Annotated in this window: 11 protein-coding genes; 8 read left to right on the forward strand and 3 right to left on the reverse strand. The window is 61.4% G+C overall.

The features are described from left to right. Nucleotides 1–45: 45 nt before the first annotated feature. The 4 genes from AB8A38_RS04805 to AB8A38_RS04820 are packed head-to-tail and all read left to right on the forward strand — an operon-like array spanning nt 46 to nt 3781. Complete coding sequence (locus AB8A38_RS04805) at nt 46–1788, forward strand: ArnT family glycosyltransferase (RefSeq protein WP_439085149.1); 1743 nt, start codon at nt 46–48, stop codon at nt 1786–1788. Continuing rightward, nucleotides 1788–2630 (forward strand): phosphatase PAP2 family protein, encoded by an 843-nt coding sequence (locus tag AB8A38_RS04810; protein ID WP_439085151.1) that lies wholly within the window; start codon nt 1788–1790, stop codon nt 2628–2630. Before AB8A38_RS04805 ends, AB8A38_RS04810 begins: the two co-directional genes overlap by 1 nt. Before the next feature lie 56 nt (nt 2631–2686). After that, nucleotides 2687–3442, forward strand: coding sequence for a glycosyltransferase family 2 protein (locus AB8A38_RS04815; RefSeq protein WP_439085152.1), 756 nt, complete (start codon nt 2687–2689; stop codon nt 3440–3442). Further along, a complete protein-coding gene (locus tag AB8A38_RS04820; protein ID WP_068736456.1) occupies nt 3443–3781 on the forward strand; it encodes a lipid-A-disaccharide synthase N-terminal domain-containing protein in 339 nt (112 codons plus the stop codon). A gap of 26 nt (nt 3782–3807) precedes the next feature. Here the strand turns inward: AB8A38_RS04820 and metC are convergent, their stop codons facing one another. After that, nucleotides 3808–5004, reverse strand: coding sequence for a cystathionine beta-lyase (gene metC, locus AB8A38_RS04825; protein WP_439088460.1), 1197 nt, complete (start codon nt 5002–5004; stop codon nt 3808–3810). 335 nt (nt 5005–5339) lie between these two features. Here metC and AB8A38_RS04830 point away from each other — a divergent pair, with 335 nt between their 5' ends. Genes AB8A38_RS04830 through AB8A38_RS04845 form a run of 4 tightly spaced genes read left to right on the forward strand, consistent with a single transcriptional unit; the run spans nt 5340 to nt 9852 of the window. Beyond that, the gene (locus tag AB8A38_RS04830) at nt 5340–6356 is read left to right on the forward strand and encodes an amino acid ABC transporter substrate-binding protein (protein ID WP_089264281.1); all 1017 of its coding nucleotides are present in this window, start codon (nt 5340–5342) and stop codon (nt 6354–6356) included. Nucleotides 6357–6370: 14 nt separating this feature from the next. Next, nucleotides 6371–7582: an amino acid ABC transporter permease gene (locus AB8A38_RS04835; RefSeq protein WP_315842150.1), complete on the forward strand. Its 1212-nt coding sequence runs from the start codon at nt 6371–6373 to the stop codon at nt 7580–7582. After that, nucleotides 7579–9099, forward strand: a complete 1521-nt coding sequence (locus tag AB8A38_RS04840; protein ID WP_315842149.1) for an amino acid ABC transporter permease — start codon at nt 7579–7581, stop codon at nt 9097–9099. The genes AB8A38_RS04835 and AB8A38_RS04840 overlap by 4 nt, the downstream gene beginning before the upstream one ends. A 6-nt stretch (nt 9100–9105) precedes the next feature. Continuing rightward, nucleotides 9106–9852 (forward strand): amino acid ABC transporter ATP-binding protein, encoded by a 747-nt coding sequence (locus AB8A38_RS04845; RefSeq protein ID WP_120289657.1) that lies wholly within the window; start codon nt 9106–9108, stop codon nt 9850–9852. 9 nt (nt 9853–9861) lie between these two features. On the opposite strand, the gene AB8A38_RS04850 is transcribed toward AB8A38_RS04845, so the two are convergent. After that, entirely contained in the window at nt 9862–10902 is a 1041-nt protein-coding gene (locus AB8A38_RS04850; RefSeq protein WP_089264285.1) for a cysteine synthase A, read from the reverse strand. 121 nt (nt 10903–11023) lie between these two features. Next, nucleotides 11024–12253, reverse strand: a complete 1230-nt coding sequence (locus AB8A38_RS04855; protein ID WP_439085153.1) for a class I SAM-dependent methyltransferase — start codon at nt 12251–12253, stop codon at nt 11024–11026. Nucleotides 12254–12293 lie beyond the last annotated feature (40 nt).

Consider the following 12293-nt stretch of genomic DNA (forward strand, 5'->3'; position numbering starts at 1 on the left):
GGCTAACTGGTTGTCCGGTCGGTGGTTTCAGCGTATGCGACAGGCATGGCCGAGACCTATCCAAGACCCCGATTTGGCGCCCCGCGCGAGCCGAAAACCCGTGTCGATCCAGGCAGCAGACTGGTGCGCGTGCTTGATTTCGTCAGCTCCGGCCATGCCCGCGCGGTCGCGTTCCTGACCATTTGCGGGTTCCTGTTCTTCCTGCCTGGCTTCTTCACCATCCCGCCGATCGACCGCGACGAAGCGCGCTTTGCGCAGGCGACCAAGCAGATGGTCGAGACCGGCGATTTCGTCGACATCCGGTTCCAGGACGAGGTCCGCTACAAGAAGCCGGTTGGCATCTACTGGATGCAGGCGGCCGTGGTCGAGACCGCCGAGGCTCTGGGTCTCCAGAATGCCGAAGTTCGAATCTGGCTCTATCGGGTGCCGTCTCTGATAGGCGCCATTGGCGCAGTGTTGCTGACCTACTGGACCGCGCTGGCTTTCCTGACGCGGCGTGGTGCCGTGCTGGCTGCGTTGATCATGTGCAGTTCGGTCTTGCTCAACGTCGAAGCCCGGCTCGCCAAGACCGACGCCATGCTGCTGCTGACCGTCATTGCCGTGATGGGCGCGATGGCGCGGATTTACCTGGCGTGGCAGCGTGGCGAGGAAGCCGACAAGGCCCGCTGGCAGGAGCCGGCGGTATTCTGGACGGCCATGGCAATCAGCATTCTCGTCAAGGGGCCGCTGATCCTGATGTTCGTCGGGCTGACGGTCATTGCACTGGCGATCATGGATCGCTCGGTCGCGTGGCTGTGGCGATTACGGCCGCTGGTCGGCGTCGTCTGGATGCTGTTGCTGGTGCTACCGTGGTTCGTCGCGATCTTCCTGAAGTCGGGACAAGCGTTCTTCTCCAACTCGCTCGGCGGCGACATGCTGAGCAAACTGGCAGCGCAGGAATCCCACGGCGCGCCTCCGGGCATGTATTTCCTGTTGTTCTGGATCACCTTCTGGCCCGGAGCACCGCTGGCCGGGATGGCCACGCCGGCGATCTGGCGCGCGCGACGCGAGCCCGGCGCACAATATCTGCTGGCCTGGCTGATCCCATCATGGATCGTGTTCGAAGTCGTGATGACCAAGCTGCCGCATTACGTGCTGCCGCTCTATCCGGCGATCGCCATTCTCGTCATCGGTGCGCTTGAGCGCCAGGTGCTGGCGCGCAATTGGCTGGCGCGCGGCGCGGCTTGGTGGTTCGCGATCCCGGCGCTAACCGCTGTGGTCGCCGAGATCGGTGCCGTCGCGATCGTCCGCCATCCGGTGTTTCTGGCCTGGCCATTTGCCGCCGCAGCACTGGTCTTCGGCCTGTTTGCCTGGTGGCTGTATGATAACGCCCGCGCAGAACGCTCGTTGCTGAATGCGGTTGTGGCCTCATTGTTTATGAGCGCCGCCTTTTATGGCGTGCTGCTGCCGTCGCTCCGACCGCTGTTTCCAAGCGTGCAGATCGCACGTGCGCTGCGTAACGTGGTTTGCGTCGGTCCCAAGGCTGCGGCAGCGGGATATCACGAGCCGAGCCTGGTGTTCATGACTGGCACATCCACACAACTCACTGATGGCGCCGGCGCGGCGGATTTCCTCGGGCAGGGCAGCTGTCGCTTCGCGCTTGTCGAACTGCGTTCAGAACGCCAGTTCGCGATGCGCGCCGAGGCCATCGGCCTGCGCTACAACATGGCGACCCGTATCGACGGCTATAACTTCTCGCAGGGCAAAGCGATTTCGGTGGCGATCTATCGCTCCGAAGGGACCGAGTGATGGTAGCCCCGGACAAGTCGCAGCCACAAACCTATCTGTCGCAACTCGTTGCGCTGGTCTGGCAGTCGTTCGCACAGCTCGTTCGCGCACCGTCGCATTCCCGGCGGGCCGAAGCTGCTCGTTATTGGGCGCGCCGTTCGCTGGCGCTTGGCGCCGTGACAGCCGTGATCATCATCGCACTGATGTTCATCGTCGATGCCACCGAGATCGGACTGATGCCGGCGCGGGGCACGGCTGGCCTGTGGCCGCTGCGTATCTTCACTGACTTCGGCAAGGACGAATATGTCCTGCTGGCGTTGTTCGCGTTTATGATCGTTCTGGCCCTGCTGGCGCCGCTGCGGCACGGCACGTCGCGCGCCGTACTTGTCAGCTTCGGCACGCGCATTCAGTACATCTTCCTGTCGGTCGCGCTGTCGGTCTTCGTGGCTGAAATCATCAAAGGCATGCTCGGCCGTGGCCGGCCTTTCGTCAGTGGCACAGCGGATCCTTTCCACTTTTCGCATTTCGCCTGGACGCCGGCCTATGCCAGTTTCCCGTCGGGTCATGCGACCACCAGTTTCGCATTGGCCTTCGCGGTCGCCGCGCTTTGGCCGCGGCTGCGCACGGTGATGATCGTCTATGCGGTCGCCATCTGTGCCAGTCGGCTCGTCCTGCTGGCGCATCATGCCAGTGACGTGGTCGGCGGCGGGCTGGTCGGCTGGATTGGCGCCATGACGGTGCGATACTGGTTTGCGGCCCGACATCTGGCGTTCACCATTCAGCAGGACGGCACGATCGACCCGCTGCCAGGGCCGTCCGCAGGCCATCTCAAAAGGGTTGCCCGCGGGACCGCGGCCCCATAATAAGCGGTCTTCGCCGGGCCGGCTGCGACAAGTTCCCGCAGGACCGCCCTCCAACCATGAGCCCCGATTTGTCCGCTCCCGAAGCTGCCCCCGTCGACGTCTCCATTGTCGTGCCCGTGCGCAACGAGCAGGACAATGTCGCGCCTTTGATCGCCGAGATCACCGCCGCGCTCGACGGCCGTTGGCCCTATGAGATTATCTACGTCAATGACGGCTCGACCGACGCCACGCCGGCTCGGCTGGCCGAGCTGATGCAGACGCGCAGCAATCTGCGCCGCATCGACCACGCCGCATCGTCGGGCCAGTCGGCCGCCGTGCGAACCGGCGTGCGCAACGCCCGCGGCGCCATCGTGGCCACGCTGGATGGCGATGGTCAGAACAATCCGGCATTCCTGCCCAACCTGATTTCGGCCATTCAGGATGGCGGCGGCCGTGTTGGTCTCGCCGCCGGGCAGCGCGTTGGCCGCAAGGATACCGGCTTCAAGAAAGCCCAATCGAAGATCGCCAATGCCGTCCGCAACGCGATCCTGAAGGACGGCACCCGCGATACCGGCTGTGGTCTGAAGGCATTCCGCCGCGATGTATTCTTGTCGATGCCTTATTTCGATGGTTTGCATCGCTTCCTTCCGGCGCTGGTGCGTCGCGAGGGCTTCGACATCGCCTATGTCGATGTCACCGATCGGCCGCGCCATTCCGGCGTGTCCAATTACGGATTTTTCGATCGGCTCTGGATCGGCATCATGGATCTCGCCGGCGTCTGGTGGCTGATCCGCCGCAAGCGTACGTCGCCGGTCGCAACCGAGTTCAAATAAATGCTGATTCAATACGGTCAGGCGCTTGGCGACTACATCTACGACGTCTTCGTCGCGAAGTTCGATTTCTGGCTCGCCTTTGGCCTGATCGCGCAGCTGCTGTTTACCGCGCGCTTCCTCGTGCAGTGGATTTCCAGCGAACGCGCCGGACAGAGCGTGGTGCCAATGGCCTTCTGGTTCTTCTCCATGGCCGGCGGGTTTATGACGCTGATCTACGGCATCGCCAAGCGCGAGCCGGTGATCATCCTCGGCCAGGCTTTCGCCACCGTGATCTATGTCCGCAACATCATGCTGATCATCAAGAATCGCGGTAGCGGATCAAAGACGCTCGATAGCTGAGCGTCTTTGTCTGGCGACCCCGCCGATTAGAGCGCCGCGTTGAACGCCGCCAAGCCGCGCTCCAGATCAGCCGTCAGATCATCTACGCTTTCCAGGCCGATATGAAACCGCAGTGCGGGGCCGCCGGGCGCCCACTTAGTCGCGGTGCGGTAGTCCGAGCAGTCGAACGGGATGACGAGGCTCTCGAAGCCGCCCCAAGAATAGCCCATTCCGAATAGCTTGACGGTGTCGAGCAGGGCATCGACCGCTTTTTGCGGCGAGGGCTTCAGGATGATGCTGAACAGGCCGGATGCGCCCGTGAAGTCGCGCTTCCAGATGGCGTGGCCGGGATGGCTGGGCAAAGCAGGGTGTAATACTTTCAGCACTTCGGGGCGGGTCTCCAGCCACCGGGCCATCTCCAGCGCCGAGCGCTGGTGATGTGCGAGCCGCACCGACATTGTGCGTAGTCCGCGCAGCGCGAGGAAGACGTCGTCCGGGCCTGCGCATGTCCCGAGCAGCCTGATGCCTTCGCTGATCAGCGGCCACGCTGCGTCATTGGCGGAGATGGTGCCGAACATGATGTCCGAGTGGCCGCCGATATATTTGGTCGCCGCCTGGATGCTGATATCGACGCCCTGTTCGAGCGAGCGATGATAGAGCGGCGTGGCCCAGGTGTTATCGTCGAGCACCAGCGCGCCGCGCGCATGCGCGATGCCGGCAATGAGAGGCACATCCGGCATTTCGAATGATTGCGAGCCCGGCGCTTCGACCAGGACGGCGCGAGTATTCGGCTTGAATAGCGCTTCGATGCCGGCGCCGATCAGCGGGTCGAAATAGATAGTCTCGATGCCGTAGCGTGCCAGCATGCCGTTGCAGAAATTGCGTGTCGGCCGATAGGCGCTGTCGCTGACCAGGAGATGATCGCCTGCCTTCAGCACCGAGAGCAGGGCGGTCGAGATCGCGGCGAGGCCCGATGGCACGAGCCCCACGCCGGCACATTTCGAGCCTTCCAGCGCTATCAGCGCTTCCTGCAATGCCTTGGTGGTCGGCGTGCCGTGGCGCCCATACTGAAACTCGCCGCGATGCGCGTGGAGGTCGTCGGCGGTCGGATAAAGCACCGTGGAGCCGCGCACGACCGGCGGATTGACGAAGCCCCTCTGCGATTTGGTGTCGCGGCCGGCGGTGACGATCACGGTGTCCGTGTCGAGCGAGGTGGTGCCGTGATTGTCGTTCGAAGCTGTCATAATGGGGCCGCCGGTCTGCAGGTGTTGCAAGGCCATTGGCATCTCGGTTGCCGAATGGCTGGTTCCGTCACTAAGAGGACATGGAAGATGGCCGTCAACCCCTTGACCCGGCTGGCTGATCGTTCTCTGTTGCGGACCTCGTCGATCCCCGCGGCACGTTGAGGGGCCTGCTGCGAAATCTGCGATTTCCTGCTGATTCGTACGGTCTGTTAGATCGTCTCTGCTGTAGTTCGGCTTTCCGGTCGGGCCATTCACGGCTATGGAACTGATCCGTAGGCTCGTCATTCAATTCTTTGCGTCGACCGAGCGTCCTGACGTCCCCAAAGAGGCCTTACATGAAACGCGCAACCTTGATGTTTTCTCTCGCTCTTGCCGCCAGTCTAACCGCGCAAGGCGCATCTGCGCAGACGCTCAAGACCGTGAAGGACCGCGGCATGCTGTCCTGCGGCGTCACCCAGGGCCTGCCGGGTTTCTCGGCGCCGGATGACAAGGGCAACTGGGTCGGCTTCGACGTCGACCTGTGCCGTGGCATTGCGGCGGCGATCTTCAACGATGCCACCAAGGTGAAATATGTGCCGCTCTCGGCGAAGGATCGCTTTACTGCCTTGCAGTCCGGCGAGATCGACGTGTTGTCGCGCAATACGACCTGGACGCTATCGCGCGATACGTCGCTTGGCGTGAACTTCGCCGGCATCAATTACTATGACGGCCAGGGCTTTCTGGTTCGCAAAGCGCTCAAGGTGAACTCGGCGCTCGAACTCAACAGTGCTTCGATCTGCCTGCAGACCGGCACCACCAACGAGCAGAATGTTGCCGACTACTTCAAGGGCAACAATATGAAGTATGAAGTCATCGCGTTCTCGACCGCCGACGAAACCATCAAGGCCTATGAGTCGGGCCGCTGCGACGTTTTCACCGCTGATCTCTCGCAACTTTATGCGGAACGCCTGAAGCTCACCGTGCCTGCCGATCATGCCGTTCTGCCTGAGGTGATTTCCAAGGAGCCGCTTGGCCCATTGGTGCGTCATGGCGATGATCAGTGGCTCGATGTGGTGCGCTGGACGCTGTTCGCCATGATCAATGCGGAGGAGCTCGGCATCACGCAGAAGAACGTCGATGACCAGGCAAAATCCGACAAGCCGGAGCTGAAACGTATCTTCGGCACCGACGGCAATCTCGGCGAAACGCTGGGCCTCACCAAGGACTGGTTCGCACGCATCATCAAGGCGACCGGCAATTACGGCGAGGTGTTCGATCGCAATGTCGGCGCGGGCTCCAAGCTAGGGATCTCGCGCGGACTGAACCAGCTCTGGAACAAGGGCGGCATCCAATACGCACCGCCGATCCGCTGAGCGCATCATCGCCCGTGGCGACGTCGACCGAAGCCAGAAAACCGCCGCTGCAGCTCGTTGCGAAATTGCGACGCGTGCTGGGCGGGCAGGCGGGCTGGAGCGGCTTTGTGCTCCAGATCGTGTTTGTCGCTGCCCTTGTCTGGATCGGCTATGAGATCGTCGAGAATGCGCGCAGCAATCTGGCCGCGCAGAAGATCGCATCCGGCTTCGGTTTCCTGTCAAATACTGCGGGCTTCGCCGTCAGTCAGGCGCTGATCCCGTATTCGGAATCGGATACCTATCTGCAGGTGTTCTTCGTCGGCCTCGTGAATACGCTGGTCGTGTCGCTGATCGGCATCTTCTTCGCGACCATCATAGGCTTCATCGTCGGGCTCGGCCGGATGTCGCCGAACTGGCTGCTGGCGCGCATCGCCGGCGGCTATGTCGAACTGATCCGTAACCTGCCGCTGCTGTTCCAGATCCTGTTCTGGTATCTCGCCGTGCTCGCCACGCTGCCGCAGCCGCGGCAGAGCATCTCGCTGCTGGACAGTTTCTTTCTCAGCAATCGCGGCTTTGGATTGCCGAAGCCGATCGGCACGGAGGCTTTCACGGCGTTCGCGGTCGCTGTGATCGTTGCGATCATCGCCGCGCTGGTGTTGCGCGTCTATGCGCGACAGCAGCTCTTCGCCAAGGGGCGTGTGATAGCCGTCTGGCCAGCGACCCTGGGCTTGCTGGTCGGCTTGCCACTTCTGACGGCGCTCGTGCTCGGCACGCCCGTGACATTCGAGTATCCAGTATTGAGAGGTTTTAATTTTTCGGGCGGCCTGCGTGTGCTGCCGGAGTTCGTCGCGCTGACACTGGCGCTCTCGACCTACACCGCCGCCTTCATCGCCGAGATCGTTCGCGCGGGAGTCCAGTCGGTGCACAAGGGACAGAGCGAAGCCGGCGCATCGCTCGGACTCAGCCGGGGTGCAACGCTGCGACTGATCGTGGTGCCGCAGGCGATGCGCGTGATCCTGCCGCCGCTGACCAACCAGTATCTCAACCTCACCAAGAACTCGTCGCTGGCCGTCGCCATCGGCTATCCCGATCTCGTCTCGGTCTTTGCCGGGACGACAATGAGCCAGACCGGGCAGGCCATCGAGATCATCGCCATCACCATGGCGGTCTATCTCGTGATCTCGCTGGTCACGAGCGCCATCATGAGCGCCTATGGCTGGCGGATCTCGCGGAGCATGGGCGCATGAGCAATACCAGCTTCGTTGCAAGAGAACTGGTTGCAGAGCGCGCCGCACCCGTGCGCAGCACGGGTTTCGTCGGTTTTGTGCAGACACGGCTGCTGAATTCACCGACCAATATTCTGCTGACTGTCGTCAGCCTGTTGCTGCTCTGGTTCACCATTGCCCCCACGGTCAAATTCCTGCTGATCGACGCCGTTTGGCAGGGGCAGGACCGCACGGCGTGCCTGCCGGAAAACGTTGGCCACGCCGTTGGCGCCTGCTGGCCATTCGTGCAGGCCAAATTCACGCAGTTCATCTACGGCTTTTATCCGGAGCCCGAGCGCTGGCGCGTCAATCTCACTTTCCTGCTCGGTGCTCTATTACTTCTGCCGCTGCTGATCCCGCGTCTGCCGGCGAAGAGCGTGAATGCCGGACTGTTCTTCCTTGCCTTCCCCGTCGTGGCGTTTTTCCTGCTGTATGGCGGTGGCATCAATGGCTTCGGAATCAGTTGGGCCGCGGATTTTCTGTCGACCGTTGCGGTCCACATCACGGAGATCGGTCGCAGGCTCAGGAGTATGGGCCTTCTGTCCGATATTGCTGTCTTTGGCGATCTGCTCAGGTTAATCGGCAACGGCATCGTGGCATTCGGCGATGGCCTGCAACTCGTCGCGCTGCCGTTCGACTGGCTGCGCAACGAAGGCGTCAACCGGGGTGAACCCGTCTGGTTCGAACTGGCGGCAACAACGATTACCGTTTCGCTTCTTGTCTTCTTATCGAATGGCCATGTCCGCAACGGCTGGCGCGCGCTCGCAAGCACGATTTTCATCTTTATTGGCGTCGCCGCCGTCATCGCCTTGCTGCGGCTCGATCGCGGCGGATTGCCGATCGTCGATACGCGGCTGTGGGGCGGCTTGCTGGTGACGCTGGTGGTGTCGATCACCGGCATCGTCACGTCGATGCCCGTTGGCATCGCGCTGGCACTTGGCCGACGCTCGACCATTCCGTTGATCCGGCTGTTCTCGATTGCCTTCATCGAATTCTGGCGCGGCGTGCCGCTGATCACCGTGCTGTTCTTTGCGACTTATATGCTGCCGCTGTTCCTGCCTGGCAATTTCACTGTCGATGGGCTGGTGCGTGCGCTGATCGGCATTGCGCTGTTTGCCGGCGCCTACAATGCCGAGGTGATCCGCGGCGGACTGCAGGCGATCCCGCGCGGTCAGGCGGAGGCGGCAAGTGCGCTGGGCCTGTCCTGGTGGAAGACCACGCGTCTGGTGGTGATGCCGCAAGCGCTGCGCCATGTCATTCCCGGCCTCGTCAACAGCTTCATCGCGCTTTTGAAGGATACATCGCTGGTGTCCATCGTCGCGCTATTCGATCTGCTCGGTCAGCTCCGCGCATCCTTTGCCGATCCGAACTGGTCGACTCCGACGACCTTGTTCACCGGTTTTGCCTTTACCGGCATCATGTATTTCGTGATGTGCTTCGGCATCTCGCGCTATTCGCTATTCGTCGAGCACCGGCTCAATGTGCATCGACGGAGTTGAGGTAACATGTCCGTATCCGTGAATCCCATCGTCTCGGTTGCCGGCCTCAACAAATGGTTTGGCGATTTCCACGTACTGCGCGACATCGATCTTGCGGTCGGCCGCAGCGAGCGCATCGTGATCTGCGGGCCATCGGGCTCAGGCAAATCGACGCTGATCCGCTGCATCAATGCGCTGGAGGAGTTTCAGGAAGGCCGCATCACGGTTGACGGCATCGAACTCGGTCCCAACCTGCGCCGCGTCGACGATATCAGGCGTGACGTCGGGATGGTTTTTCAGAGCTTCAATCTGTTTCCGCATCTGACCGTGCTTGAAAACTGCACGTTGGCGCCGATCTGGGTACGGCATATGCCGAAGAAGGACGCCGATGCTGCGGCGATGAAGTATCTGGAGCGGGTGCGCATTCCGGACAAGGCCAATGCCTATCCTGGTCAGCTCTCCGGTGGCCAGCAGCAGCGTGTGGCGATCGCGCGGGCGCTGACGATGACGCCGAAGGTCATGCTGTTCGACGAGCCGACATCGGCGCTGGACCCGGAAATGGTCAAGGAAGTGCTGGATACGATGGTCGATCTCGCCGGCGAGGGCATGACCATGCTGGTGGTCACGCACGAGATGGGCTTTGCCAGGGAAGTCGCCAGCCGCGTCGTATTCATGGATGCCGGGCAAATCATCGAGGCGAATACACCGGACAAGTTCTTCGCCAATCCACAGCATGCGCGGACGAAGCTGTTTCTGAGCCAGATTCTCCGCTGAGGCTTTGCCTCAGACTTTCTCGAACGGCACCGAGATATTGTTCTTCGTCTCCAGCCATGCCGGCACCGGCAGGTTCTTGCTGCGCATAAAGTCGGGATTGAACAGCTTCGACTGATAGCGGCCGCCGGAGTCACAGAGAAGGGTGACGATGGTCTTGCCCGGGCCTAACTCCTTCGCGAGACGGATCGCGCCGGCGATGTTGATGCCGGTGGAGCCGCCGAGGCAGAGGCCTTCGTGCTGGAGCAGGTCATAGATGACGGCGACGGCTTCCTCGTCAGGGATCAGGAAGGCGGTATCGACTTTCGCGGTCTCGATGACCGGCGTCACGCGGCCAATCCCGATGCCTTCCGTGATGGAATCGCCGGGCGTGGACTTGGCTTCGCCATGCTTGAACCAGTTATACATCGCAAAGCCATTTGGATCGGCGCAGGCCGTAACGATGTTGTTGTTCTTTTCCTTCAGGTAGCGGGTCGTGCCGGCCAGCGTGCCGCCGGTGCCGACTGCCGAGATGAAGCCGTCCACCTTGCCGCCAGTCTGCTCCCAGATCTCGGGGCCCGTCGATTCGTAATGGGCTTTGGCGTTGTCGAGATTGTTCCACTGGTCGGCAAATAGAACGCCGTTCGGCTCGGTCTTGCGCAGCTGATCTGCGAGCCGTCGTCCGACATGCTGATAGTTGTTCGGATTGGCGAACGGCAGCGCCGGCACTTCAATCAGTTCGGCGCCGTTGAGCCGCAGCATATCTTTCTTTTCCTGGCTCTGCGTCTCCGGGATCACGATCAGCGTGCGATAGCCGCGCGCGCTCGCCACCACGGCAAGACCGATACCGGTATTGCCCGCGGTCGACTCGACAATGAGACCGCCGGGCTTGAGATCGCCACGCTTCTCGGCTTCAAGGATCATCCATTTGCCGGCGCGGTCCTTCACCGACTGGCCTGGATTCATGAATTCGGCCTTGCCGAGAATGGTGCAGCCAGTCAGTTCGGATGCGCGCTTCAGCTTGATCAGAGGCGTGTTGCCAATGGCTTCGACGACGTCTTTGTTGAAGGTCATGATGCTGAAATCTTCGCTCGGGTTGTCGGTCTGGCGCGACCCTAGTGGAGGCCGCAGGGCCATACAAGGGAGCGTTCGCCTCGCCCATTTGGTGCCGCAGTGCGGAAATTCCAGAGTGCGATCAAGGGGCTTTTGCGAATACGACTTGGCGAACGTCGATATTCCCCGACAGGAAACCGGCCTCGCAATAGGCCAGGTAGTATTCCCACAACCGCCGGAACCGGTCGTCGAAACCGAGGGGCGTCAGGCTTGGCCAGGCCGCGCGGAAACTATCTCTCCAGGTTGCCAGCGTCTTGGCATAATCCAGTCCGAATATGCGCTCCTTGATGACAGGAACGCCGTATCTGGCCCCGAGGGATTTCAGGATTTCCGGCGACGGCAGCATGCCGCCGGGAAAGACGTAGCGCTGAATAAAGTCGACCTCGCGCCGATAGGTCTGGAAGAACTTGTCCTGGATCGTGATGGCTTGGATACCGATCAATCCGCCCGGCAGCAGACGGTCGCGCAATTGTGAGAAATACTGCGGCCAGAACTGTTCACCGACAGCCTCGATCATCTCGATCGAAGCGATGCGGTCATACTGGCCGCGTTCGTCGCGATAGTCCTGAAACTTGATTTCGACCTGATCGCCGAGGCCCGCGTCCTGCATCCGCTTGCGTGCGAAATCGCGCTGCTCGGTCGAGATGGTGAGACCGGTGACATGCGCGCCGTAGTTCTTCGCGGCATATTCGGCAAAGCCACCCCAGCCGCAGCCGATCTCCAACACCTTCTGGCCGGGCTTCAGATCGATCGCTTCTGCAAGCCGGCGATATTTGTTGTTTTGCGCGGCGGTGAGATCCTGCGTACCGTCTTCGAAAATCGCAGACGAATAGGTCATGCTCGGATCGAGCCACGCGGAATAGAACGCGTTGCCGATGTCGTAATGCGCGTAGATGTTCTTGCGAGCTTGCCGCTTGGTGTTGCGGTTGAACCAGTGGCGAACAATCTGCACGAAGCGCATCAGCGGATTGTTGCCGAGCATCGCCTGAATGAGATCGTGATTGACGCAGAACAGATACAGGAATTGCGTGAGATCCGGCGTGTCCCATTCGCCGTGCAGATAGGCTTCCGCGATGCCGATATCACCGCCATTGAGTAAGCGCGACGCGAAAGCGTAACTGGTGATCGTCATCTCCGCGGCGGGACCGGGTTCCATGCCGCCGAGGCGGACACGCCGGCCATCGGGCAAAGTCACGTCGAGAGTGCCGCGCCGCAGACGCGAACCGAAGCCCAATGCCAGCCGGACGATGCGCGGCAGATCCGGCAGCATCTTGTCGACATTTTCCGGAGTGAGAACGATCAGGTCAGACATGCGCAGATCCAGGGGAGTTCGTGGTTCTGTGTCCGCATTC

This window comes from Tardiphaga sp. 839_C3_N1_4 (assembly GCF_051811045.1).
Classification (GTDB): Bacteria; Pseudomonadota; Alphaproteobacteria; order Rhizobiales; family Xanthobacteraceae; genus Tardiphaga.